General features: G+C 69.5%; 20 protein-coding genes and 1 pseudogene. 4 read left to right on the top strand and 17 right to left on the bottom strand.

Features of this window, described 5'->3' with window-relative positions; translation table 11 throughout:
* Positions 1-2 precede the first annotated feature (2 nt).
* From IE264_RS29680 to IE264_RS29660, 5 genes are all read right to left on the bottom strand, one after another.
* Entirely contained in the window at positions 3-956 is a 954-nt protein-coding gene (locus tag IE264_RS29680) for a helix-turn-helix transcriptional regulator (RefSeq protein ID WP_032758357.1), read from the bottom strand.
* A 190-nt stretch (positions 957-1,146) separates the two neighbouring features.
* Positions 1,147-1,518: an FKBP-type peptidyl-prolyl cis-trans isomerase gene (locus tag IE264_RS29675; RefSeq protein WP_032758356.1), complete on the bottom strand. Its 372-nt coding sequence runs from the start codon at positions 1,516-1,518 to the stop codon at positions 1,147-1,149.
* 43 nt (positions 1,519-1,561) lie between these two features.
* Positions 1,562-2,500, bottom strand: a complete 939-nt coding sequence (locus tag IE264_RS29670; RefSeq protein ID WP_015607507.1) for an FKBP-type peptidyl-prolyl cis-trans isomerase — start codon at positions 2,498-2,500, stop codon at positions 1,562-1,564.
* A gap of 128 nt (positions 2,501-2,628) precedes the next feature.
* Positions 2,629-3,990, bottom strand: a complete 1,362-nt coding sequence (gene pafA, locus IE264_RS29665; RefSeq protein WP_015607508.1) for a Pup--protein ligase — start codon at positions 3,988-3,990, stop codon at positions 2,629-2,631.
* Between the two features lie 9 nt (positions 3,991-3,999).
* Positions 4,000-5,259: an MFS transporter gene (locus tag IE264_RS29660; RefSeq protein ID WP_015607509.1), complete on the bottom strand. Its 1,260-nt coding sequence runs from the start codon at positions 5,257-5,259 to the stop codon at positions 4,000-4,002.
* A 131-nt stretch (positions 5,260-5,390) separates the two neighbouring features.
* Here IE264_RS29660 and IE264_RS29655 point away from each other — a divergent pair, with 131 nt between their 5' ends.
* Positions 5,391-6,422: a LacI family DNA-binding transcriptional regulator gene (locus IE264_RS29655; RefSeq protein ID WP_032758355.1), complete on the top strand. Its 1,032-nt coding sequence runs from the start codon at positions 5,391-5,393 to the stop codon at positions 6,420-6,422.
* Positions 6,423-6,468: 46 nt separating this feature from the next.
* On the opposite strand, the gene prcA is transcribed toward IE264_RS29655, so the two are convergent.
* The 6 genes and pseudogenes from prcA to arc form a co-directional block, all read right to left on the bottom strand.
* Positions 6,469-7,278 carry a proteasome subunit alpha gene (prcA, locus tag IE264_RS29650; protein ID WP_015607511.1) on the bottom strand — a complete coding sequence of 270 codons (810 nt, stop codon included), beginning with the start codon at positions 7,276-7,278 and terminating at the stop codon, positions 6,469-6,471.
* Between the two features lie 57 nt (positions 7,279-7,335).
* A complete protein-coding gene (gene prcB / locus IE264_RS29645; protein WP_015607512.1) occupies positions 7,336-8,181 on the bottom strand; it encodes a proteasome subunit beta in 846 nt (281 codons plus the stop codon).
* A pseudogene (locus tag IE264_RS29640) lies at positions 8,133-8,319 on the bottom strand (endonuclease domain-containing protein); the annotation flags it as partial. The pseudogene IE264_RS29640 and the gene prcB, both read right to left, overlap by 49 nt.
* Positions 8,320-8,472: 153 nt before the next feature.
* On the bottom strand, positions 8,473-8,691 hold the full coding sequence (locus IE264_RS29635) for a ubiquitin-like protein Pup (protein WP_031123725.1): 219 nt from the start codon (positions 8,689-8,691) through the stop codon (positions 8,473-8,475).
* A gap of 129 nt (positions 8,692-8,820) precedes the next feature.
* Entirely contained in the window at positions 8,821-10,332 is a 1,512-nt protein-coding gene (gene dop, locus IE264_RS29630; protein ID WP_015607514.1) for a depupylase/deamidase Dop, read from the bottom strand.
* A gap of 234 nt (positions 10,333-10,566) precedes the next feature.
* The gene (gene arc / locus IE264_RS29625) at positions 10,567-12,333 is read right to left on the bottom strand and encodes a proteasome ATPase (protein WP_032758445.1); all 1,767 of its coding nucleotides are present in this window, start codon (positions 12,331-12,333) and stop codon (positions 10,567-10,569) included.
* 241 nt (positions 12,334-12,574) lie between these two features.
* Here arc and IE264_RS29620 point away from each other — a divergent pair, with 241 nt between their 5' ends.
* Entirely contained in the window at positions 12,575-12,886 is a 312-nt protein-coding gene (locus IE264_RS29620) for a ferredoxin (RefSeq protein WP_031123728.1), read from the top strand.
* A gap of 19 nt (positions 12,887-12,905) precedes the next feature.
* Here the strand turns inward: IE264_RS29620 and IE264_RS29615 are convergent, their stop codons facing one another.
* The 3 genes from IE264_RS29615 to IE264_RS29605 all read right to left on the bottom strand — a co-directional run bounded on the left by IE264_RS29615 (position 12,906) and on the right by IE264_RS29605 (position 15,915).
* On the bottom strand, positions 12,906-13,487 hold the full coding sequence (locus tag IE264_RS29615; RefSeq protein ID WP_032758444.1) for a hypothetical protein: 582 nt from the start codon (positions 13,485-13,487) through the stop codon (positions 12,906-12,908).
* Between the two features lie 216 nt (positions 13,488-13,703).
* The gene (locus IE264_RS29610) at positions 13,704-14,621 is read right to left on the bottom strand and encodes a tRNA (adenine-N1)-methyltransferase (protein ID WP_015607518.1); all 918 of its coding nucleotides are present in this window, start codon (positions 14,619-14,621) and stop codon (positions 13,704-13,706) included.
* A 43-nt stretch (positions 14,622-14,664) separates the two neighbouring features.
* Entirely contained in the window at positions 14,665-15,915 is a 1,251-nt protein-coding gene (locus tag IE264_RS29605; protein ID WP_015607519.1) for a site-2 protease family protein, read from the bottom strand.
* 177 nt (positions 15,916-16,092) lie between these two features.
* On the opposite strand from IE264_RS29605, the gene IE264_RS29600 reads away from it, so the two are divergent.
* A complete protein-coding gene (locus IE264_RS29600) occupies positions 16,093-16,938 on the top strand; it encodes a RecB family exonuclease (RefSeq protein ID WP_032758354.1) in 846 nt (281 codons plus the stop codon).
* 9 nt (positions 16,939-16,947) lie between these two features.
* A complete protein-coding gene (locus IE264_RS29595; protein WP_032758352.1) occupies positions 16,948-17,619 on the top strand; it encodes a response regulator in 672 nt (223 codons plus the stop codon).
* Positions 17,620-17,708: 89 nt separating this feature from the next.
* Here IE264_RS29595 and IE264_RS29590 read toward each other — a convergent pair whose 3' ends face one another.
* The 3 genes from IE264_RS29590 to metH all read right to left on the bottom strand — a co-directional run bounded on the left by IE264_RS29590 (position 17,709) and on the right by metH (position 23,928).
* Positions 17,709-19,304, bottom strand: a complete 1,596-nt coding sequence (locus tag IE264_RS29590) for an ABC transporter substrate-binding protein (RefSeq protein ID WP_032758351.1) — start codon at positions 19,302-19,304, stop codon at positions 17,709-17,711.
* 261 nt (positions 19,305-19,565) lie between these two features.
* Positions 19,566-20,267, bottom strand: coding sequence for an HAD family hydrolase (locus IE264_RS29585; RefSeq protein ID WP_015607523.1), 702 nt, complete (start codon positions 20,265-20,267; stop codon positions 19,566-19,568).
* A gap of 142 nt (positions 20,268-20,409) precedes the next feature.
* Positions 20,410-23,928 carry a methionine synthase gene (gene metH, locus IE264_RS29580; RefSeq protein WP_015607524.1) on the bottom strand — a complete coding sequence of 1,173 codons (3,519 nt, stop codon included), beginning with the start codon at positions 23,926-23,928 and terminating at the stop codon, positions 20,410-20,412.
* Between the last annotated feature and the right edge of the window lie 104 nt (positions 23,929-24,032).

Raw genomic sequence — 24,032 nt, 5'->3', positions numbered from 1 at the left:
CCCTAGTCCTTGGCCACGGCTCGGAGCCGGTCCACCACATCGGCCCGCAGATCGGCGGGTTCCTCCACGACGACGTCCGGCCCGAACTCGACGAGCCAGGCGTCGAGGCCGTGTCCGTACGGGATCTCCAGCTCGTCCCAGCCGTCGCCGCGCTCGTGGACGGATATGGCCCGCGACCGCAGCGGGTAGCCGGACCCGGCGCGGAGCCTGATCCGGGCGGTCCGGGTGGCGGTCTCGCCGGCCCAGCTCTCGACGGTCTCGCGGACCGTGACGACGTCGGGCACCTCGGCGGTGAAGGCGCCGACGCGGGAGCGGACCTTGCCGGTGATGCGGGAGAGCCGGAAGACGCGTTCGGCGCCGCGGCCCCGGTCCCAGCCCGCGAGGTACCAGTGGCCGCGCCAGCATTCGAGGGTCCAGGGTTCGACCTGTCGCTGCACGGGGGCGGCGGAGTTGGCCTTGCGGTAGTCGAAGGTGACCGGGCGGCGGTCACGGCAGGCGAGCATCAGGGGCTCGAAGGCGGCCTCGTGGACGGGGATGCGGGGTTCGAGGGCGCTGTGCACCTCGTAGGCGTCCTCGGCCTCGGGCATTCCGGCGGCGCGCAGCTTCTGCAGGGCGCCGCTGGCGGCACCGGCGAGGCGGGCCTGCTGCCAGACCTTGGCGGCGAGGCCGAGGGCCGCGGCCTCCTCGGCGTCCAAGGTGATGGGGGGCAGCCGGTTGCTGTCGCGGCGGGCCAGGTATCCGGTGTCGCCGTCGAGGTTCTCGACGGTCTCGATGACGAGGCCGAGCTCGCGCAGATCGTCCTTGTCGCGCTCGAACATCCGGTTGAAGGAGTCGTCGGAGCCCGCTTCGAGGTAGGCCTCGATGGAGCCGCGGAGTTCGCGCTTGCTGAGCGGGCGCCGGGTCCCCAGCAGGCACAGCGCGAGGTTCATCAACCGCTCGGCCTTGGCAATCGCCATCGACGCCCTTTCTCTTGTGCTCTACGACCGTCGACCGTACCGCCCCGTGGTGTGGGGACCAAAGCGGGCCCGTGGGCCGGACAGCGGTGAGGGCCCCCGCCAGGTGGCGGGGGCCCTCACTCGGCTGACCGGAACGGAGCGTACGGGACCGGAACAGACCGGATCGCACTGCTCACGCGACCGGAACTGATCAGACCGAGACCAGGTCGCAGACGAAGATCAGCGTCTCGCCCGGGGCGATCGCGCTGCCGGCGCCGCGGTCGCCGTAGGCGAGCTTCGCGGGGATGGTCAGCTGGCGGCGGCCGCCGACCTTCATGCCCTGCACGCCCTGGTCCCAGCCGGCGATGACCTGGCCGGCGCCGAGGTTGAAGGCCAGCGGCGTACCGCGGTTCCAGGAGGCGTCGAACTCCTCGCCGGTGGAGAAGGCCACGCCCACGTAGTGGACCCTGACCTGGTCGCCGGCCTTGGCGACGGGGCCGTCGCCCTCCCAGATGTCCTTGATCTCCAGGTCGGCCGGCGGCTCGCCACCCGGGAAGTCGATCTCGGGCTTCTCGATGCTCACTGAACTGCTCCTCTAAATGATGAACTGGGCAACCGGGACAGTCTTACATCTTGGCCAGGACGTCCACGGCGAAGACCAGCGTGGAGTTCTTCGGGATGGCCTGCTGCTGCTGGTCGCCGAAGGCCTGGTCCGGCGGGATCACGAGGAGCACCCGGCTGCCGACCTTCTTGCCGATCAGGCCGTCCTTGAGTCCCTTGAGGGTGACCTGGGCCAGCGGGAAGGTCTGCGTCTTGCCCTGGGTGTAGGTGCTGTCGAACTCCTTGGCACCCTTCCACACCAGACCGACGTAGTTCACGACGACGCTGTCGCTCTCCTTGATGACCTCACCGTCGGACTCCAGGATGTAGTTGGAGGCCAGCTTCTTCGGCGGGTCGCTCTTGGGGATGGTGACCTTCGGCGCCTTGCCGTCGTCGTTGGTGCCGACCTTGGGCAGGTCGATGTTGTCCTGGGCGACCTCGGTGCCCTTGGCGGAGGCCGGGATCTGGGTGGCCTTCAGGATGTCGACGACGAACACGAGGGTGGCGTTCGGCTTGATGTCGCCCTGGCCCTGCTCGCCGTAGCCGAGCTCCGGCGGGATGACCAGCTGGACGCGGCTGCCGACCTTCTGGCCGACCAGGCCCTTGTCCCAGCCCTGGATGACCATGCCCGCGCCGAGCGTCAGGTCGAAGGGCTGCTTGCGGTCGAAGCTGTTGTCGAACGGCTTGTCGGAGTCCCACGACTGACCGAGGTAGTTGACCTGGATCGCGTCGCCGTTCTTGAGCTTCGCACCGTCGCCCTCACTGATGACCTCGGTCTTCAGCTCCTTGGGCGGTTCTCCCTTGCCCTTGGAGAGGGTGGGCTTCTCGCCGAACTTCGCACCTGCGGTGATCGCGGGCACGCCGTTCTTGGACGAGGCGGAGTCGGAGGCCTTGTCGTCGCTGCCGCAGGCCACTGCCGACAGCAGCAGGAGGGGGGCGACGAGAAGGCCGGCAATTCGGCGCACTGGTTCCTCAGATCTCAGGGGGCACTGTGGTTGAGTCCGACCACTCTAGGCCGTGGACAGGGCCCCGTACGAGGAACGTACGGGGCCCTGTCACGCTACGGCCGGCCGAGAGGTACCCCCGGAGCGGCTCACATGCCCGCGATCAGCTTCTCCACTCGCTCGTCCACGGAACGGAACGGGTCCTTGCAGAGCACCGTGCGCTGCGCCTGGTCGTTGAGCTTGAGGTGGACCCAGTCGACGGTGAAGTCCCGCCGCTGCTCCTGGGCCCTGCGGATGAAGTCGCCGCGCAGCCTCGCCCGGGTGGTCTGCGGGGGCACCGACTTGCCCTCGAAGATCTTCAGGTCGTTGCAGATGCGGGCGGTCTGGCCCTTCCTCTCCAGGAGGTAGAACAGACCGCGGCGACGGTGGATGTCGTGGTAGGCGAGGTCTATCTGGGCGACCCGCGGGTTCGACATGGTCATGTTGTGCTTGGCCCGGTACCGCTCGATGAGCTTGTACTTCATGACCCAGTCGATCTCGGTGTCGATCCGGTCGAGGTCCTCGGCCTCGATGGCGTCGAGCGTGCGGCCCCACAGCTCCAGGACCTGGTCGACGGTGCCGGTGCGGATGCCCCGGCGCTCTACGAAGTCCACAGCCTTCTCGTAGTACTCCCGCTGGACCTCGATGGCCGAGGCCTCGCGGCCGCTGGCCAGGCGCACCTTGCGCCGGCCGGTGAGGTCGTGGCTGACCTCGCGGATGGCCCGGATCGGGTTCTCCAGGGTCAGGTCGCGCATCACCGTGCCCGCCTCGATCATGCGGAGCACCAGGTCGGTGGCGCCGACCTTGAGCAGCATGGTCGTCTCGGACATGTTCGAGTCACCGACGATGACGTGGAGGCGGCGGTACCGCTCCGCGTCGGCGTGTGGTTCGTCCCGGGTGTTGATGATCGGCCGGGAGCGGGTGGTCGCGGAGCTGACGCCCTCCCAGATGTGCTCGGCACGCTGGCTGACGCAGTAGACGGCTCCGCGCGGCGTCTGGAGCACCTTGCCCGCGCCGCAGATGAGCTGCCGGGTGACGAGGAAGGGGATGAGGATGTCCGCGAGCCGGGAGAATTCTCCGTGCCGGGCCACGAGATAGTTCTCGTGGCATCCGTAGGAGTTTCCCGCCGAGTCGGTGTTGTTCTTGAAGAGATAGACGTCGCCCGCGATTCCCTCCTCGTGCAGGCGGCGTTCGGCGTCGACGAGCAGGCCTTCGAGAATGCGCTCGCCCGCCTTGTCGTGCGTGACCAGTTCGGTCAGGTCGTCGCATTCCGGGGTTGCATATTCCGGATGCGATCCCACGTCGAGGTAGAGGCGGGCGCCGTTCCGCAGAAAGACATTGCTGCTGCGGCCCCATGACACAACACGGCGGAAGAGGTAGCGCGCCACTTCGTCAGGTGACAGTCGGCGCTGTCCCCTGAACGTGCACGTGACGCCGTACTCGTTCTCCAGCCCGAAAATGCGGCGGTCCATGACTGAACATTACGCCTTACGGCCGGTGCTGAAACCGGGTTCGACAGCACCGTTTCGATCATTTTCCGATCCCGTCACGACGGCGGGGTCATGTACGGGAGCTGCGAGGACGTTCCCGGTGGCCAGCAGGACCACCAGGGCGAGCACTCCGCCGACGCCCGCCACGCCGAAGCTCCAGGCGGTCGAGCCGAGCTCGACGGCCGGTCCGGCGACGGCCGTTCCGGCTGCCGCGCCGACGCCGAAGGTGGTGACGAGCCAGGAGAACGCCTCGGTCACCGTGCCCCGCGGGGCGTGCCGGTCCACCACGATGAACGAGCACGCGATGGCCGGGGCGAGGAAGACTCCGGCCAGGGCGGCGAGAGCGGTCATGGCGGGGACCGAAGGGGTGAGCATCAACGGCAGGTAGCCGAGCGCGAGGAGGCCGACGATGACGCGCAGCCGCCGCTCGGGCGCCCCGGCCCACTGCCGCGCCCCGTAGCCCAGGCCCCCGATCAGGGCGCCGAGGCCGAGCGCGGCCATCAGCCAGCCGTACACCGACTCGCGGCCGTGGTCGTCCGCGTAGGCCACGCCGGCCACCGTGATGGAGCCGAGCGCGAGCCCGACGAAGAAGAACGCGCCGAGCAGGGCGAGGAGTCCGGGCGAGCGCAGGGCGCCGAGCCAGTGCGCCTCGCGGGGTGCGGAGCGCCAGGTGCGCGAGGGCTCGGAGAGGACGACCGACAACGCGCCGAGGACGCCGATGGCGTTGATGACGAGCAGGGCGGCGGCCGGGGACCAGAGCGATACGAGGACCGTCACCAGGAGCGGCCCGACCGTGAACATGATCTCCTGCGCCACGGCGTCCATGGCGTACGCCCGGTGCACCTGGTCCTCGCGCTTCAGCACGCTGGGCCACAGGGCCCGCAGCCCGCCCTCCAGAGGCGGTGTGGCGACTCCGGCGACGACGACGGCCGCGTAGGCCAGCGGGAGCGAGCCGAGGCCCGCCAGAGCCAGCAGGGCCATGCCGAGCGCGGAGAGCACGGCGGCGGGGAGCTGGACGCGCGGCTGCCCGTAGAGGTCGACCGCCCGGCCCAGCAGCGGCTGTCCGACGGCGGTGGCCAGCCCGTACGCGGCGGCCAGGGCGCCGGCCAGGGTGTAGCTGCCGCCCTCGGCACGGGTGAACAGCACGATCGCGATGTGGGCGGTGCCGTTGGGCAGCCGCCCCACCAGGGTGCCCGTCAGCAGCCGGGCGGCGTGCCGCGCCCGGAGGATGTCCAGATATCCCGCGGCCATTCCCGCCCCTTTCCGCCGGACGACTGCCGCCACCCGAGGTTTTACGTATAACTTCGAGGCTCATACGTACCATGTGCGCAGCCCGCGGGTCCACCTCGCGGCATCACGGAACATCCCGCACGGAGGCCCGAGTGACCGACTCGCACCAGCCCGCCCCGCCCCGGCCCACCAGCCGCGACGTGGCCCGAGCGGCGGGTGTCTCGCAGGCGACGGTCTCGCTCGTGCTCGGCGGGAAGTGGCCGGGCCGGGTGTCCGAGGCCACGGCGCAGCGGGTCCGGGAGTGCGCGGCGGAGCTCGGCTACCGGCCCAATCTGGCCGCCCGCAGTCTGCGGCTCGGCCGCACCAGGACCGCGCTGCTGGTGGTCCCGGCGCTCACCAACGAGTTCTTCGCCCGCGTCTACACCGGGGCCGCCGCCGTCGCCGCCGAGCACGATTTCGGCGTGGTGCTCTACCCCTCGCCGGACGGCACCGGACCGGCCCGGGACCCGTTCGCATCGGCCCGTGCCGCCCTGGACGGGGTGATCGCCTCCTCCATGGCCTCCGACGCCCTGAGCGCCCTGCACGGGGCCGAGCTGCCGCTGGTGATGCTGGACAGCGACCCGGCCGGGACGGACGCGGCGGCCCATGTGAACCTGGACATCGCCGACGGCATGCGCCAGGTGACGGACCATCTGCTGGGCCTCGGCCACCGCCGCTTCGTCCATCTGGCATCCGCCGTGGACACCTGGACGTTCGCGGTCCGGGCGCAGGCACTGCGGGAGGCGGTGGGCGCGGTGCCGGATGCCGAGATGCGTACGGTACGGGCCCCGCTCAACGTACGGGCCGGGCGGGAGGCCACCGAGCAGGCGCTCGCCGTCGCCGGGGAGCGGCCCACCGCGATCGTCTGCGACGACGACATCCTGGCGGCCGGTGCCTGCAAGGCGGCCCGCCGGCTCGGGCTGCGGGTGCCGGACGACCTCTCGGTCACCGGCTTCGACGACCTCGCCCTGGCCACCGCCGTCGAACCGGAGCTCACCACCGTGCAGCTGCCCGCCGAGCAGGTCGGGGAGCGGGGCATGGCGGCGCTGCTCGCCGTGCTGGAGGGCCGCCCCGCCGAGCCGGGCGGTCTGCCGGTCCGGCTGGTCGTACGCGGCTCCACCGGGCCGCCCGCCGCCCGGGCATGACCGTGCCCCCGGGCCGGGACCCGGGGGCACGTCGAGGCGCGGGCGCCTACTCCTCCGTGGAACCGGGCGCGGTGCCGGTGCCGTTGTCGGTTTCGGTGGTGGTGGAGTCGGTCTCCTCGATGTCGGACGGGGCGTCCGTCGGGGTGGTGCCCGCCGCGTCCGCGTCGAGCAGCCGGGTCAGCTGGCGGCCGACGATCCGCTTGAACTTGCGCTGCTGGGGCCGCGTACGGTCCAGCACCGCGACTTCGAGACGCTCGGCGGGAATCTCCCGCTCCCCGCCGCCCGGCTCCCGGGAGAGCGCCTGGACGGCCAGCTTGAGCGCCTCGGCGAGCGTCATGCCGTCCCGGTGGCGCTGGTCCAGGAAGCTGCTGATCTGCTCGGCGTTGCCGCCGACCGCGACCGAGCCGTGCTCGTCCACGATCGAACCGTCGTGCGGCAGCCGGTAGATCTGGTCACCCTCGGCCGCGGAGCCGACCTCGGCGACGACCAGCTCCACCTCGTACGGCTTCTCGGCCGCGCTGGAGAAGATGGTGCCGAGCGTCTGCGCGTAGACGTTGGCCAGCCCACGGGCCGTCACATCGTCCCGGTCGTAGGTGTATCCGCGCAGATCTGCGTAGCGGACTCCGCCGATGCGGAGGTTCTCGTACTCGTTGTACTTGCCGGCGGCCGCGAAGCCGATCCGGTCATAGATCTCGCTGAACTTGTGCAGCGCGCGGGACGGGTTCTCGCCGACGAACACAATGCCGTCGGCATACTGCAGCACAACGAGGCTGCGACCACGGGCGATGCCCTTCCGGGCGTATTCCGCCCGGTCGGCCATGGCCTGCTGGGGTGAGACATAGAACGGCGTCGACACCGGCTATCCGTCCCTTTCTGTCAGTGACGAGTGCGTCGGGGGAGGCTGGAGTCCTGGTCAGAGCAGCGCGGCGCGCGGGCCGTCGGGCTGCTCCAGCCGGCGTTCCAGGATGGAGCGCGCGATGTCGGCGGACTCCTGGTCGCCCAGCCTCCGGAAGCCTTCGTCGGTGATCACGGTGACGATCGGGTAGATCCGGCGGGCCACGTCCGGGCCGCCGGTCGCCGAGTCGTCGTCCGCGGCGTCGTACAGCGCCTGCACGACCAGGGTGAGGGCCTGCTCCTCCGTCAGATCCTCGCGGTAGAGCTTCTTCATCGCGTTGCGGGCGAAGATCGACCCGGAGCCGGTGGAGGCGTAGCCGGTCTCCTCGGAGCGGCCGCCGGTGACGTCGTAGGAGAAGATGCGGCCCTTCTCGCGGTCGACGTCGTAACCCGCGAAGAGGGGCACCACGGCGAGGCCCTGCATGGCCATGGCCAGGTTGCTGCGGATCATGGTGGAGAGCCGGTTGGCCTTGCCCTCCAGGGAGAGCTGGGCGCCCTCGACCTTTTCGAAGTGCTCCAGCTCCAGCTGGAAGAGCTTGACCATCTCCACGGCCAGTCCGGCGGTGCCGGCGATGCCCACCGCCGAGTACTCGTCGGCCGGGAAGACCTTCTCGATGTCGCGCTGCGCGATCATGTTGCCCATGGTGGCGCGCCGGTCACCGGCCAGGACGACGCCACCGGGGAAGGACGCCGCGACGATGGTCGTCCCGTGCGGTGCCTCGATGGCCCCCTGGAGCGGCGGCAGGCTCCGGTTGCCCGGGAGCATCTCGGGCGACTGGTCGGACAGGAAGTCCATGAACGAGGACGAACCCGGCGTCAGGAAGGCAGCTGGTAGACGCCCGGTGCTACGAGTGTTGGCTTCCACGCGTTTCCCTCCAGGTATGCGATGGCCCTGCGCAAGAGAGTCAGGATCATCCCCCAACTTGCCGATGGCCGAATTGCAGTTGAAGCAACGTACGCCACGGACCCTACCCGCCCTGGGGCGGTGATCCACATGTTCGGCGGAGGGATCTGCGACGATCCCGCGCTCGCGAACCGGAGGGGCTCCACCGGTTGGCGGGCGGGGTGACGGCGCACGCCGTGGCGGTCGCCGTCACCCCGTCTCCCCCGAGTACCGCGGTCGCCCGGAACGCTACCGGGCGTTCACACTCGTGAACTACTGTCCACCCTTTTGAACGAAGGACCGGACGAAGTCCTCGGCGTTCTCTTCGAGGACGTCGTCGATCTCGTCCAGAACCGAGTCGACATCGTCGCTCAGCTTCTCCTGGCGCTCCGCAAGGTCCTCGGAAGCCTGCGCGTCCTGCGTCTGCTCCTCGGTCTCCTCGGTGGAACGCGTCGCCTTCTGCTGTCCGCCGCCGGTGTCCTTGGTCGCCATGTAGCTCACCCCGCTCGGTTCGAAGCAATCGAAGCTCTTGATCAGACCCTACCCACGAGGTCCGACATTTGGCCCGGTAGTTGTTCAACGTCCGGGCCTCGGTTGATTGATTCCCAGCCCGGACACCTTTCAGCCGCCCGAGAGCACCCGGACCAGCTCCTCCGCCGTACGACAGCGGTCGAGCAGGTCCTTGACGTGCTCCTTGGTGCCGCGCAGCGGCTCCAGCGTGGGTACCCGCTGGAGCGAGTCGCGGTCCGGCAGGTCGAAGATGACCGAGTCCCAGGAGGCGGCCGCCACGTCGTCGGCGTACTGCTCCAGGCAGCGGCCCCGGAAATAGGCCCTGGTGTCCTCCGGAGGCTTCGTACGGGCCCTGGTGACGTCGTCCTCGTCCAGCAGCCGCTTCATCTTCCCGCGGGCCGCCAGACGGTTGTAGAGGCCCTTGTCGGGGCGTACGTCCGCGTACTGGAGGTCGACGAGGTGGAGCCGGGGGGCGTCCCAGTCCAGCGAGTCGCGGCGGCGGTAGCCCTCCATGAGCTCCCGCTTGGCGATCCAGTCCAGCTCCCCGGACAGGCTCATCGGATCGGTCTCCAGCCGGTTGAGCGTGTCCTCCCAGCGGATCAGGATGTCCTTGGTCTGCTCGTCGGCGTCGGTGCCGTACCGCTCGTCGACATACTTGCGGGCCAGCTCGAAGTACTCCATCTGGAGCTGTACGGCGGTGAGTGTCCGGCCGTTACGGAGCGTGATGAGCTGCCTGAGGTCGGGGTCGTGCGAGACCTGGTGCAACGTGCGTACGGGCTGGTCGACGGCGAGGTCGACGTTGATGAAGGCGTCCTCGATCATGGACAGCACCAGGGATGTGGTGCCGAGCTTCAGGTAGGTCGAGATCTCCGAGAGGTTCGCGTCGCCGATGATCACATGGAGCCGGCGGTACTTCTCCGCGTCGGAGTGCGGCTCGTCCCGGGTGTTGATGATGGGGCGCTTGAGGGTCGTCTCCAGGCCGACCTCGACCTCGAAGTAGTCGGCGCGCTGGCTGATCTGGAAGCCGTGCTCGTGGCCGTCCTGGCCGATGCCGACCCGCCCCGCGCCGGTGACGACCTGGCGGGAGACGAAGAACGGCGTCAGATGGCGCACGATGTCCGAGAACGGGGTCTCCCGCTGCATCAGATAGTTCTCGTGCGTGCCGTAGGAGGCGCCCTTGTTGTCGGTGTTGTTCTTGTAGAGGTGGATCGGCTGGGCGCCGGGGATGGCGGCCGCCCGTTCGGCGGCCTCGGCCATGATCCGTTCGCCGGCCTTGTCCCAGAGCACCGCGTCGAGCGGGTTGGTGATCTCCGGTGAGCTGTATTCGGGGTGCGCGTGGTCGACGTAGAGCCGGGCACCGTTGGTGAGGATGACATTGGCCAGGCCGATGTCCTCGTCGGTGAGCTGGCTGGAGTCGGCGGTCTCACGGGCGAGGTCGAAGCCTCGCGCGTCGCGCAGCGGATTCTCCTCCTCGAAGTCCCAGCGGGCGCGTCGGGCCCGGTGCATCGCCGCCGCGTAGGCGTTGACGATCTGGGACGAGGTGAGCATGGCATTGGCGTTGGGGTGGCCGGGGACGGAGATCCCGTACTCCGTCTCGATGCCCATTACTCGCCGTACGGTCATGCGGCCCTCCTTGCCCGGCGTCGGTCCCGTCCGGGAGCGACGCTCAAGTACCGCTGTTTGTCCGGTGCGTATGCGGTGCCCGTCACCGCACTGCGCGACTCGGCGGTACCGCAGAGCCTAGAGCGCCTCTGCGCCGGTGGGGAGATCAATTACGACATTGTTCCGGCATGGCCGGAACGGGGGAAAACGACCGGCTGCGGATGCCCCTCCAGGCATCCGCAGCCGGTCGGCGTATTACAGGTACTGGCCGGTATTGGCCACCGTATCGATGGAGCGACCGGTGTCCGCGCCCTGCTTTCCGGTGACGAGTGTGCGGATGAAGACGATCCGCTCACCCTTCTTACCGGAAATCCTGGCCCAGTCGTCCGGGTTGGTGGTGTTGGGCAGGTCCTCGTTCTCCTTGAACTCATCCACGCATGCCTGGAGGAGATGGGAGACGCGCAGACCCTTCTGGCCCTGTTCCAGAAATGCCTTGATGGCCATTTTCTTTGCCCGGTCGACGATGTTCTGAATCATCGCGCCGGAGTTGAAGTCCTTGAAGTAAAGGACTTCCTTGTCGCCGTTGGCGTACGTGACCTCGAGGAAGCGGTTCTCCTCGGACTCCGTGTACATCCGCTCCACGACGGACTGGATCATGGCGTGGGCGGCGGCCGGCCGGGAGCCGGTGTGCTCGGCCAGATCGTCCGCGTGCAGCGGGAGCGACGGGGTCAGGTACTTCGCGAAGATGTCCTTCGCCGCCTCGGCGTCCGGACGCTCGATCTTGATCTTCACATCGAGTCGGCCGGGTCGCAGGATGGCGGGGTCGATCATGTCCTCGCGGTTGGAGGCGCCGATGACGATGACGTTCTCCAGGCCCTCCACACCGTCGATCTCGGCGAGCAGCTGCGGGACGATGGTGTTCTCCACGTCCGAGCTGACGCCGCTGCCGCGGGTGCGGAAGAGGGATTCCATCTCGTCGAAGAAGACGATGACGGGGGTACCCTCGCTCGCCTTCTCCCGGGCACGCTGGAAGACCAGGCGGATGTGCCGCTCGGTCTCGCCGACGTACTTGTTGAGGAGCTCGGGGCCCTTGATATTGAGGAAGTAGCTCTTCCCCGTGGGCTGCCCGGTCACCTCGGCGACCTTCTTGGCGAGCGAATTGGCGACGGCCTTGGCGATGAGCGTCTTGCCGCAGCCGGGCGGACCGTAGAGCAGGATGCCCTTCGGCGGTCGCAGTTCGTGTTCCTTGAAGAGGTCGGGGTGGAGGTAGGGGAGCTCGACCGCGTCGCGGATCAGCTCGATCTGGTCGCCCAGACCGCCGATCTTGTCGTAGTCGATGTCCGGAACCTCTTCGAGGACGAGCTCCTCGACCTCGCTCTTGGGGACCACCTCGTAGACGTATCCGGACCTGGAGTCGAGCAGCAGGGCGTCACCGGAGCGGATGGTGATGTCCAGCAGGGGCTCGGCGAGCCGTACCACCCTCTCCTCGTCGGTGTGCCCGACCACCAGGGCGCGCTCGCCGTCCTCAAGGATCTCCTTGAGGGTGACGATGTCCCCGGCCCGTTCGAACTCCATGGCCTCGACCACGTTGAGCGCTTCGTTGAGCATGACCTCCTGGCCTCGCCGGAGGTCTTCGAGCTCGACGCTGGGGCTGACGTTCACCCGGAGCTTGCGGCCCCCGGTGAAGATGTCGCAGGTGCCGTCCTCGTTGGCCTGCAGGAAAACACCGAAGCCGGCCGGCGGCTGTGCGAGCCGGTCGACCTCCTCCTTGAGGGCCACGATCTGGTCACGCGCCTCGCGGAGCGTGTTGGCGAGCCGCTCGTTCTGTGCGGACACGCCTGCCAGACTCGTCTGCAACTCGACGATCCGCTCTTCGAGAATCCTCGTATGACGCGGAGAGTCGGCGAGCTTACGTCGCAGGACGGCGATTTCCTGCTCGAGATAGGCAACCTGGCCGGCCGGGTCTTCTGACCCTCGCGCGGGCCGGATGCCGCGGTTGATGTCGTCGTCGTGGGCTGCCACGGTCCTCACCTCCTCCATGGGGAGCTGGACGCTTCCTGACCCTACCTGGGTGGGTGGTGATTGAAACCCCTAGATCACAAAGACTGCGGGGTGTGTCCGATCTTCACCCTTGCGCTCTCCCTCACGTCAAGGGAATACCCACCCTTCGGCATCGGAAAGCCGCCGGTTGTATCGTCGAAGCGTTCAACACCCGTCAGGGCTGGCTCCAATGGGTTCGATACGCAGGGAACGGCAGGACCACATGACCGTGCAGCAGGACGCGCCGGGCGACAGTGACACGCAGGACCTGGAGGTCTGGATCGACCAGGACCTCTGTACGGGGGACGGCATCTGCGTGCAGTACGCGCCGGAGGTCTTCGAGCTGGACATCGACGGTCTGGCGTACGTGAAGAGCGGCGACGACGAGCTCCTCCAGAACCCGGGGGCCACCACTCCGGTGCCGCTGCCGCTCCTCCAGGACGTGGTCGATTCGGCCAAGGAGTGCCCCGGGGACTGCATCCACGTGCGGCGCGTGAAGGACAGCGTCGAGGTGTACGGGCCGGACGCGGCCTGATCGCGGGGGCGGCGCCCTCTCAGACGGCGCGCGCCAGGTCTCCCGAGGTGCGGACGAAGGCGTTGCCCTTCCACCGCCAGGAGGCCTGTTCCTCCTGGTCGGGGCAGCAGCGGGGCACTTCCAGGGAGGAGTAGCCCAGCAGGGTCGCCGAGACGCGCCCCTCGCGTACGGCGAAGTCACCGACCGTCTTCTTGTCGGCGGGGTCCACCAGGGTCGCCACGACCCTGGGTGCGGCCCCGCTTCCCTGTGTCAGGACGTAGATGCCGCTCGGCGGGGTCCCCGAGCCCGCGTCGCAGTGCACCACGGCGACGGTTTCCGGCCGCCCGTCGCCGTCGAGGTCTCCGGGCGCCTGCTTGGCCACCGTGGTCCCGGCCCCGCCGCACTCCAGGGGGAACTCCACCCGGGCCGGGTCCGGAGCGGCCGGGGGTGCGCCCTGCTGGGTCGTGGGCCGCTGCTCGGGGGCCGTGGCGGTGGCGGTGGCCGTACCGGGCTGGAGCAGCCCGGCCGCGGCGACGACGCCCGCCATGGCCGCGGCCGTGGCGAGCCAGTGCACCGGCTTCGTGGCGGTGTGCGCGAGGTCCGGGAGCGCGGAGGTCTGCACGCGGTGTGTCTCCATGTGGTTCGTGGGAGCCCGGGGAGGGGGTGGGGGCACCCCCGAGGGGTGGCCAGCATCGTGCCACACCTCACACGCCGGGGGAACGGCGGGGTGTGCGCCGGTTTCACCGCGGGGGCGCGTAGGGCGGCAACGAGAAGGCGCCGCCGCCGAGTTCCCCGGTCGGTCGGGGAACTCGGCGGCGGCGCCGGTTCGTTGGGCCGATCAGCCGCGGTCGGCGGCGGAGCCTCCGCGGCTCTGGCTGCCCGGACCGTCGTAGTCCTCGCCGTAGGCGCCCTTGGAGGGGCGGCGGCGGCGCAGCGGCGGCTCAACGCCGTCCGCGAGCCGGCGGGCGGTGACCAGGAAGCCGGTGTGGCCGATCATCCGGTGGTCGGGGCGCACGGCCAGGCCCTCGACGTGCCAGTTGCGGATCATCGACTCCCAGGGCTGCGGTTCGGCGAAGCAGCCGATCTCGCGGATGGACTCGACGGTCCGCGAGAGCTGGGTGGTGGTGGCGACGTAGGCGCAGAGGATGCCGCCGGGCACCAGGGCCTTGGAGACGGCCTCCAGGCACTCCCAGGGGGCGAGCATGTCCAGCACGACGCGGTCGACGTCGGTGTCGGAGAGGTTGTCCTGGAGGTCTCCGACGGTCAGCTGCCAGGCGGGGTGCGGCGAACCGAAGTAGCGCTCGACGTTCTGCTGGGCGATCTCGGCGAAGTCCTCGCGGCGCTCGTAGGAGTGCAGCATGCCCTGCTCACCGATGGCGCGCAGCAGGAAGGTGGAGAGCGAGCCGGATCCGACCCCGGCCTCCACGACTCGGGCGCCGGGGAAGATGTCGGCGAAGGCCAGGATCTGCCCCGCGTCCTTGGGGTAGACCACGGCGGCGCCGCGGGGCATGGACAGGACGTAGTCGGGGAGCAGGGGGCGCAGCGCGAGATAGGCGACGTTTCCCGTGGTTCGGACAACACTGCCCTCGGGAGCACCGATCAGCTCGTCGTGCGGGAAAGAACCCTTGTGGGTGTGGAAGTTCTTTCCGGCTTCGAGCGTGAAGGTGTAGTGGCGTCCCTTGGGGTCGGTGAGCTGGACCTGGTCCCCGACCTTGAAGGGCCCACGTCGGCGGGCGGCACCGGTCGGTTCAGACATGTGACCAGCGTACCGGTGTTTCGGGGGCCCTTTTCCGGGGCCTTCAGGACTCGGGGCGGGCCATGGCCTTGACGAAGGCGCGCTCGACGTCGGCGGTGGAGAGGACTCCGTAGATCTCGCCGGTCTCCTCGACGACCAGGTACTCGGTGGCCGGGGTGGCCTTGAGCCGGTCCAGGAGGGCTTCTCCGGCGAGCTCGGCGGGGACCTTCATGCCGTCGGTGAGGTCCTGGGCGAGGCCGCTGACGGCGACCCAGGGGCGGCGGTGTTCGGGGACGCCGACGATGGCGGCCTCGCGGACGACGCCCTTGGGGTTGCCCTGTCCGTCGACGACGACCAGGGCGCGGGCCCCTGCCTCGTTGGCCCGGCGCAGTGCCTCGGAGAGGGGGGTGGCGGACTCGACGGGGACGGCGCGCCGGGTGAGGGTGCGGGCCCGCAGGTCGGGGAGGTGTTCGCGGAGCCGGGCCATGCGCAGGCTGTTCCCGGCGCCGGTCCAGATGATGCCGGCGAGGATCGCGGCGAGCAGGGCGTCCATGACGGTCTCGACCCCGCCGATGCCCTCGTTGCCGCCGCCGAGCGCCCCGGTGTGGGTGAGCAGCGGGAGCCCGATGAGGACGATGACGGCGAGGCCCCGGCCGACCCAGGCGGCGGCGATGGTGCCGCTCATGGGCTTGCCGGTGATCTTCCACACGATGGCGCGGAGCATCCGGCCGCCGTCGAGGGGCAGACCGGGCAGCAGGTTGAAGGCGGCCACGATGAGGTTGGAGATCATCAGCCCGGCGAGCAGGACGCCGGGGACGGTGCCGGGCTCGACGAACTGCATCGCGCCGTAGAAGACACCGCCGAGGACGAGGGAGAGGAGGGGGCCGACGAAGGCGAGGACGAACTCGCGGCCGGGGGTCTCGGTCTCCTTCTCGATCTCGGAGACGCCCCCGAAGAACTGGAGCTGGATGCGGCGGACGGGCAGCTTGTACCGCAGGGCGGCGACCGTGTGGGCCAGTTCGTGGACGAGCACGGAGGCGTAGAAGGCGATCGCGAAGAAGAGGGCGACGAGATAGCGGGCGCCGCCGAGCTCGGGCAGCACCCGGTCGAGCTGGCCGCCGAAGACCCAGGTGATCAGTGCGGCGACGACGAACCAGCTGGGCGCGACGTACACGGGCACCCCGAAGGGGCGGCCCATGAGCAGGCCACCGCCCGGGTCGGCGGGGCGTTTCGGCTTGCCGCCGTCGGGGGCGGCGGCGGGGTCCGTTCCCCCTGCGCCGGGCTGCGGCCGCCCGCTGTCGCCGCTCTCGTCCACGTGGTCCCTTCGGTTCGGTGCGTGGCCTGCGCCACGATCATGCAGTCTGCGAGGGTCTGCGGTCGATGGTATGCCGCTGACTGTCAGTGGCGGGCCGTAGGGTCTGGAGACATGACTTCCGTGCCCCGGCCGCCGCAGCCGCCTTCGTCCCTGTCGCCGTCGCGGGCGAGCGATTTCATGCAGTGCCCTCTGCTCTACCGCTTCCGGGTCATCGACAAACTGCCGGAGAAGCCCAGCGAGGCGGCTACCCGGGGCACGCTGGTCCATGCGGTGCTGGAGCGGCTCTTCGACGCCCCGGCGGCGGACCGTACGGCACCGCGGGCGCGGGCGTTGATTCCCGGCCAGTGGGACCGGCTGCTGGAGTCGAAGCCGGAGCTGACCGAGCTGTTCGCCGGGGACACCGAGGGCGAGCGGCTGTCGCGCTGGCTGGGCGAGGCGGAGCGGCTGGTGGAGCGGTGGTTCTCGCTGGAGGACCCGACGCGGCTCGAGCCGGCCGAGCGTGAGCTGTTCGTCGAGACGGAGCTGGAGTCGGGGCTGCGGCTGCGCGGGGTGATCGACCGGATCGATGTGGCGCCGACCGGTGACGTCCGGATCGTCGACTACAAGACGGGGAAGGCGCCGCGGCCGGAGTATGCCGAGGGTCCGCTGTTCCAGATGAAGTTCTACGCGCTGGTGATCTGGCGGCTGAAGGGGATCGTGCCGCGCCGGCTCCAGCTGGTCTATCTGGGCAGCGGCGATGTGCTGACGTACGACCCGGTGGTGGCGGACCTGGAGCGGGTGGAGCGCAAGCTCCTCGCGTTGTGGGAGGCGATCGCGCTGGCGACGGAGACCGGTGACTGGCGGCCGCGTCCGACGAAGCTGTGCGGGTGGTGCGACCACCAGGCGGTGTGTCCGGAATTCGGCGGGACTCCCCCGGTATACCCGCTGTCGGTACGCCCGGCGGGGCCGGGCGAGGATGGCCAGGGCACAATGGGCCCCGACCGGGCCGAGGCCGGCCGACCCGTGGCTCTTGAGGGCCTGTGAGGAGTTTCCGTGGCGATCCGCGTCCTACTGGTCGATGACCAGCCGCTGCTGCGCACCGGTTTCCGGATGATTCTGGAGGCCGAGGGCGATCTGGCGGTGGTCGGTGAGGCCGGTGACGGTCTGCAGGCCATCGACCAGGTGCGGGCGCTGCAGCCCGATGTGGTGCTGATGGACATCCGGATGCCGCGGATGGACGGGGTGGAGGCGACCCGCCAGATCTCCGGCCCCGGGAAGGACGGCCCGGCGAAGGTGCTGGTGCTGACCACGTTCGATCTCGACGAGTACGTGGTGGAGGCGCTGCGGGCGGGGGCGAGCGGCTTCCTGCTGAAGGACGCTCCGGCCAACGAGCTGGTCCAGGCGATCCGGGTGGTGGCGGCGGGCGAGGCGATGCTCGCGCCGAGCATCACGCGCCGGCTGCTCGACAAGTACGCGAACCATCTGCCGTCCGGCGAGGACCCGGTCCCGGACGCCCTGCACACGCTGACGGACCGTGAGGTGGAGGTCCTGAAGCTGGTGGCGCGCGGCCTGTCCAACGCGGAGATCGCGGCGGATCTGTTCGTCAGCGAGACGACGGTCAAGACGCATGTGGGCCATGTGCTCACAAAGCTGGGCCTGCGCGACCGGGTGCAGGCCGCGGTGTACGCGTACGAGAGCGGCCTGGTGCGCCCCGGCGCGCAGTAGGTGCCGCGAACACGAAGCCGTCCGGCCCGCTCCGGTCCTGTGCGCAGGACGGGGCGGGCTGGACGGCTTTCGTGGTTCCGGGCCGGCTGTCAGGTGGTCTTGTTGAGCTCCCAGAGCTGGAGCTCGGAGGTGGCGCTGACGGACCGCTCGACCCCGGCGACCCCGCTGCGGGAGGCCACGTACTGCTTGCCCTGCCAGATCGGCAGGACGGGCACGTCGTCGGCGACGATCTCCTGGAGCTTCTCGTAGGTCGTGGCGGCGGCGCTGCGGTCGGCCACCCGGCGCGACGCCGGGATGAGGACGTTCTGCGCTTCGCGCGACCGGTAGGGGGAGTTGAGGAAGTTGTTCTTGTCCAGGAACGGTGCGGTGTAGTTGTCCGGGTCCGGGAAGTCGGGGAACCAGCCCATGCCGTAGGCCGCGTAGTCGCCGCGCTTCTGCTCCGGCCGGTACTTCGACCACTCCTTGCCCTGCACGTCGACGTCGAAGAGGCCCGAGCCGTTCAGCTGTGCCTGGAGCGCCTTGAACTCCTTGGCGGTGGCGGAGCCGTAGTGGTCGTTGGTGTAGTGCAGGGTGAACTTGACCGGTGTCTTGATCCCGGCGTCCTTGAGGGTCTTCGCGGCCTTGGCGGTGCTGGGCTCGCCGTACTTGTTGAAGAAGGCGTTGGTGTGCCCGGTGATGCTGGAGGGGATCAGCGAGTAGAGCGGCTCGGCGGTGGTGCCGTACACCTTGCCCGCGATCTCGCCCCGGTCGATGAGCTGCGCCATGGCCTGCCGTACGGCCTTGCTGACCACGGGGTCCTTGGTGTTGAAGCCGAGGTAGCTGATGGCGAGGCCGGGCATCTCGGTGAGCTCGATGCCCTCCTTGGGCTTCACGAGCATGTCGCGGGCCTGCTCGGGCGACATGGCCCGGGTCATCATGTGGATCTTCTTCTCCTCCAGCGCCTTGCCCATGGCCTCGGCGTCGGGGAAGAGGTCCATGTCGACCTTGTCGTTGAGGACCTTCAGCTCGCCCTTGTAGGAGGGGTTCTTGGTGAAGGTGATCCGGGTGACCCGGCCGTCCTCGGTCTGCGGCTTCATGGTGTACGGCCCCGAGCCGTCGACCTGGAAGCCGTCGCGCGCCTCCTTCGCCGGGTACTTCCCCTTGGGGACGATGCCGGCGGCGGGCGTGGCGAGCTTGTACGGGAAGGTGGCGTCGGGCGTGTTCAGGTGGAAGACCACCTGGTTGTCGCCCTTGGTCTCGATCGTGTCGATGTTGGCGAGGAGCCCGACCGGACCGCTGTCGGAGTTGATGTCGATGACGCGCTGGATGGAGAACTTCACATCCTCGGCGGTGACGGGGGTGCCGTCGGCGAACTTCAGGCCCGCGCGCAGGGTGCAGCGGTAGCTCTCGTTCGCGTTGTCCGTGAAGGTGCAGCTCCGGGCGGCCTCGGGCACCGGCTCGCCTCCGCCGCCGGGCACGGTGGTCAGGGTCTGCACGGTCTGCCGCAGGACGTTCCAGACGCCTGCCTCGTACCCGATGGCCGGGTCGAGAGGAGCGGGGTTCTCCTCGGAGGCCACGAGCTGGTCCGTGGTGCCGACGACGATGGCGCCTTCGCCACCGGCGCCGCTGTCCGTGCTGCCGCAGGCGGCGAGCACGGGGGCGAGCAGGCCGACGACGGCCGGCAGCACCAGGATCTTGCGGTTCATACGGGCGTTCTCCCTCATCACGGTGGGTGAGGAATCAAAGTTAGTAGCCGCCGGTGGCCGCTCCGACCGCGCTCGGAGCGGCTTGCTCTCCTCCGGGGTTCGGAGGGGGCGATATTTGATCACCATTCCGGACAGATCAACTGATCACTGCAGGTCAGAGGCAGCTTTCGGGTGAGGAAGGTCACCCGTCCGACCTCTTCACATATGTGGGCTGTGGCTGATTCACGTCCACGAAAAGTTGCCGGAACGCACACGGATCCTTCAGCTCGTGGCGGTGATGAGCTTCCGCAGGAAGGCGAGGTCGACCTCTTCGAGGGAGCCGACGACGACCCGCCCCGAGGCGGGTGCGATGGGCGCCACGGACGGTACGGCGACGACCCGGCACCCCGCCGCCTCGGCCGCGGCCACCCCGGTCGCGGTGTCCTCGATGACCGCGCAGCGCCACGGGTCGGCGCCGAAGCCCGCGGCGGCGGTGAGATAGGGCTCGGGGTGCGGCTTGGTACGGGTGACCTCGTCGCCGGCGACCGTGAGCGCGAAGTGGTGGTGGCCGACCGAGTCCAGCACCCGGTCGATGATCCGACGGTGCGAGGCCGAGACGAGCGCGGTGGGAATCCGTGACGCGGACAGCTCGGCGAGCAGCCGCTCGGCGCCCGGCATCAGGGGCACGCCGTGCCGGATGCGCTTCTCGAAGCGGTCGTTGAGCAGCACGGTCAGCTCGTCCAGGGCGATGTCCGCCCCGGTGACGTCGATGAGGTAGCCGGCGCTGCGGGTCATCGGCCCGCCGACGACCACGTCCCGCCAGGACTCCTCCAGCCCGTGGCCCAGGTCGGCGAAGACCTCCTTCTCGACGTCCCACCAGAAGCCCTCGGTATCGACCAGGGTTCCGTCCATGTCGAGAAGGACCGCCTGCAGGGCGGCGCCTTCGGCCGTGCGGGTCAAGGACGCGGGGACCGTACTGGTCATCCGGCACACCTTCCGTAAGGGACGAGAAGGCCGGCCGCCACTCCCGGATGGGGAGGGCGACCGGCCTGCACTGGACCGACCAGTGTACGACCTGTCCGGCGACGGTGCGCGAACGACGCGAGGCGGCAGGGGGAAGAGCCGACTACCGTGCGTTGAAGTACTTCGCCTCGGGGTGATGGATGACGATGGCGTCGGTGGACTGCTCCGGGTGGAGCTGGAACTCCTCGGAGAGCTCCACGCCGATGCGCTCCGGCCCGAGGAGGTCGGCAATCTTCGCCCGGTCCTCCAGGTCCGGGCACGCCCCGTAACCGAGCGAGAACCGTGCGCCCCGGTACTTCAGCGCGAACATGTCCTCGACGTCGGCGGGGTCCTCCCCCGCGAAGCCGAGCTCGCTGCGGACCCGGGCGTGCCAGTACTCGGCGAGGGCCTCGGCGAGCTGGACGGAGAGGCCGTGCAGCTCCAGGTAGTCGCGGTAGGAGTTGGCGGCGAACAGTTCGGCGGTGGCCCCGCCGATCCGGGAACCGACGGTGACGATCTGGAGGCCGATCACATCGGTCTCCCCGGACTCCTCGGGGCGGAAGAAGTCGGCGAGGCAGAGGCGGCGGCCTCGGCGCTGGCGCGGGAAGGTGAAGCGGGTGCGCTCGGAGCCGTCGTCGTGGAGGAGGATGAGGTCCTCGCCCTTGGAGACGCAGGGGAAGTAGCCGTAGACGACGGCCGCCTCCAGCAGGTTGTTGGACTGGAGGTGGTCGAGCCAGCCGCGCAGGTGCGGGCGTCCCTCGGTCTCCACCAGCTCCTCGTACGTCGGTCCGTCGCCGGTCCGGGCCTGCTTGAGGCCCCACTGACCCTTGAACAGGGCGCCCTCGTCGAGCCAGGAGGCGTAATCCTTGAGCGGGATGCCCTTGATGACCCGGGTGCCCCAGAACGGCGGCTCGGGGACGGGGTTGGTGGTGGAGACGTCCGAGCGCACCGAGCCCTCGGGCTCCTCGACCTCCAGTACGGCGGTGTCGGTGGTCTTCTTGGGGACCCGGCGCTGCTTGAGCTCGGGCAGGGCGGCACCCGGCACACCGCGCTTGACGCCGATGAGCGCGTCCATGAGGCGCAGGCCCTCGAAGGCGTCACGGGCGTAGCGGACCTCGCCCTCGTAGATCTCGTGCAGGTCCTGCTCCACATAGGCCCTGGTCAGCGCGGCGCCACCGAGGATCACCGGGAAGTCGGCGGCCATCTTGCGCTGGTTCAGCTCCTGGAGGTTCTCCTTCATGATCACGGTGGACTTCACCAGGAGGCCGGACATGCCGATGACGTCGGCGCGGTGCTCCTCGGCAGCCTCCAGGATCGCGGAGACGGGCTGCTTGATACCGAGGTTGACGACGTTGTAGCCGTTGTTGGAGAGGATGATGTCGACGAGGTTCTTGCCGATGTCGTGGACGTCGCCGCGGACGGTGGCCAGCACGATCGTGCCCTTGCCGTCGGCGTCGGACTTCTCCATGTGCGGCTCCAGATGGGCCACCGCGATCTTCATGACCTCGGCGGACTGGAGGACGAACGGCAGCTGCATCTGGCCGGAGCCGAACAGCTCGCCGACCACCTTCATGCCTTCGAGCAGCGTGTTGTTGACGATGTCCAGGGCCGGGGTGTCCTGGAGCGCCTCGTCCAGGTCGGCCTCCAGGCCGTTCTTCTCGCCGTCGATGATGCGGCGCTGGAGCCGCTCGTCGAGCGGAAGGGCCATCAGCTCCTCGGCCCGGCCCGCCTTCATCGACTTCATGTTGACGCCCTCGAAGAGGCCCATGAGCTTCTGGAGGGGGTCGTAGCCCTCGCTGCGGCGGTCGTAGATCAGGTCGAGGGCGACCTTGACCTGCTCCTCCTCCAGCCGTGCGATGGGCAGGATCTTGGAGGCGTGCACGATCGCGGAGTCCAGGCCCGCCTTGACGCACTCGTCGAGGAAGACGGAGTTGAGCACGACCCGGGCGGCCGGGTTCAGGCCGAAGGAGATGTTGGAGAGGCCCAGCGTGGTCTGGACGTCCGGGTGGCGCTTCTTCAGCTCGCGGATCGCACCGATCGTCGCGATGCCGTCGCCGCGGGACTCCTCCTGGCCGGTGCAGATGGTGAAGGTCAGGGTGTCGATGAGGATGTCGGACTCGTGGATGCCCCAGTTGGTGGTGAGGTCCTCGATCAGCCGCTCGGCGATGGCGACCTTGTGCTCGACCGTGCGGGCCTGGCCCTCCTCGTCGATCGTCAGGGCGATCAGGGCGGCGCCGTGCTCCGAGGCCAGGGCGCTGACCTGTGCGAAGCGGGACTCGGGGCCGTCGCCGTCCTCGTAGTTCACCGAGTTCAGCACCGCACGGCCGCCGAGCTTCTCCAGGCCGGCGCGCAGGACGGGCAGCTCGGTGGAGTCCAGCACGATCGGGAGGGTGGAGGCGGTCGCGAAGCGGCCCGCCAGCTCCGCCATGTCGGCGGCGCCGTCGCGGCCCACGTAGTCGACGCAGAGGTCGAGCATGTGCGCGCCCTCGCGGATCTGGTCGCGGGCCATCTCCACGCAGTCGTCCCAGCGGGCCTCCAGCATGGCCTCGCGGAACTTCTTGGAGCCGTTGGCGTTGGTGCGCTCACCGATGGCCAGGTACGCGGTGTCCTGGCGGAAGGGGATCGTCTGGTAGAGGGAGGCCGCGCCGGGCTCGGGGCGCGGGTTCCGCTCGCCCGGGGTGAGCCCGCGGGCCCGCTCCACGACGGCCTTCATGTGCGCCGGGGTCGTACCGCAGCAGCCGCCGATGAGGGAGAGGCCGTAGTCCCGGACGAACGTCTCCTGGGAGTCGGCGAGGCCGTCGGGGCCGAGCGGGAAGTGCGCGCCGTCCTTGGTGAGGACGGGCAGGCCCGCGTTGGGCATGCACATCAGGGGCGTACGGGAGTGGCGGGCGAGGTAGCGCAGGTGCTCGCTCATCTCGTCCGGGCCGGTCGAGCAGTTCAGACCGATCAGGTCGATGCCGAGCGGCTCCAGGGCGGTGAGGGCGGCGCCGATCTCGGAGCCGAGCAGCATGACGCCGGTCGTCTCGAAGGCGAGGGAGCAGATCAGGGGCACGTCGATGCCGAGGGCGTCCATCGCCCGGCGCGCGCCGATGATGCTGGACTTGGTCTGCAGCAGGTCCTGGGTGGTCTCGACGATCAGAGCGTCCGAGCCGCCCGCGAGGAGGCCCTCGGCGTTCTTCTGGTAGCCGTCGCGCAGGACGTCGTACGTGATGTGGCCGAGCGAGGGCAGCTTGGTGCCGGGGCCGATCGAGCCGAGGACCCAGCGCTGGCGGCCGTCCTTGCCGGAGAACTCGTCCGCGACCTCACGGGCGATGCGGGCGCCCGACTCGGAGAGCTCGAAGATCCGGTCGGCGACCTCGTACTCGTTGGCCGCGGAGTGGTTCGCGCCGAAGGTGTTGGTCTCGACGCAGTCGACGCCGACCGCGAAATACTCCTCGTGGACGGAGCGCACGATGTCGGGGCGGGTGATGTTGAGGATCTCGTTGCAGCCTTCGAGGTTCTCGAAGTCCTCAAGGGTCGGGTCCTGTGCCTGGAGCATGGTGCCCATCGCACCGTCTGCTACCACCACCCGGGTGGCGAGTGCCTCGCGCAGGGCTGCTGCGCGGGTCCGGCTGTCGGGGGCGGGTGTCGGCAACGAGGCCATGGATGATCTCCCAGGGATGCGACGGCTGTCGGCTTTGCGTCCTTCTTGGGGAAGGCGCACCCCGTCAGCGTAGCCGGACACCCCTGCCCGTGGTCGGTCCGTCC

This window comes from Streptomyces microflavus (assembly GCF_014650075.1).
Lineage (GTDB): Bacteria > Actinomycetota > Actinomycetes > Streptomycetales > Streptomycetaceae > Streptomyces > Streptomyces microflavus.
The sequence above is the reverse complement of the archived record's forward strand: the minus strand, read 5'-3'. Positions and strand labels throughout refer to the sequence as shown.

Coding starts and splice junctions, on each gene's coding strand:
- IE264_RS29620 (WP_031123728.1), top strand. CDS start 12,575: ATGACCGTGCAGCAGGACGCGCCGGGCGACAGTGACACGCAGGACCTG.
- IE264_RS29635 (WP_031123725.1), bottom strand. CDS start 8,691: ATGGCGACCAAGGACACCGGCGGCGGACAGCAGAAGGCGACGCGTTCC.
- IE264_RS29660 (WP_015607509.1), bottom strand. CDS start 5,259: ATGGCCGCGGGATATCTGGACATCCTCCGGGCGCGGCACGCCGCCCGG.
- IE264_RS29585 (WP_015607523.1), bottom strand. CDS start 20,267: ATGACCAGTACGGTCCCCGCGTCCTTGACCCGCACGGCCGAAGGCGCC.
- pafA (WP_015607508.1), bottom strand. CDS start 3,990: ATGGACCGCCGCATTTTCGGGCTGGAGAACGAGTACGGCGTCACGTGC.
- metH (WP_015607524.1), bottom strand. CDS start 23,928: ATGGCCTCGTTGCCGACACCCGCCCCCGACAGCCGGACCCGCGCAGCA.
- IE264_RS29680 (WP_032758357.1), bottom strand. CDS start 956: ATGGCGATTGCCAAGGCCGAGCGGTTGATGAACCTCGCGCTGTGCCTG.
- IE264_RS29600 (WP_032758354.1), top strand. CDS start 16,093: ATGCAGTGCCCTCTGCTCTACCGCTTCCGGGTCATCGACAAACTGCCG.
- IE264_RS29590 (WP_032758351.1), bottom strand. CDS start 19,304: ATGAACCGCAAGATCCTGGTGCTGCCGGCCGTCGTCGGCCTGCTCGCC.
- IE264_RS29610 (WP_015607518.1), bottom strand. CDS start 14,621: ATGTCTGAACCGACCGGTGCCGCCCGCCGACGTGGGCCCTTCAAGGTC.
- dop (WP_015607514.1), bottom strand. CDS start 10,332: ATGACCGTACGGCGAGTAATGGGCATCGAGACGGAGTACGGGATCTCC.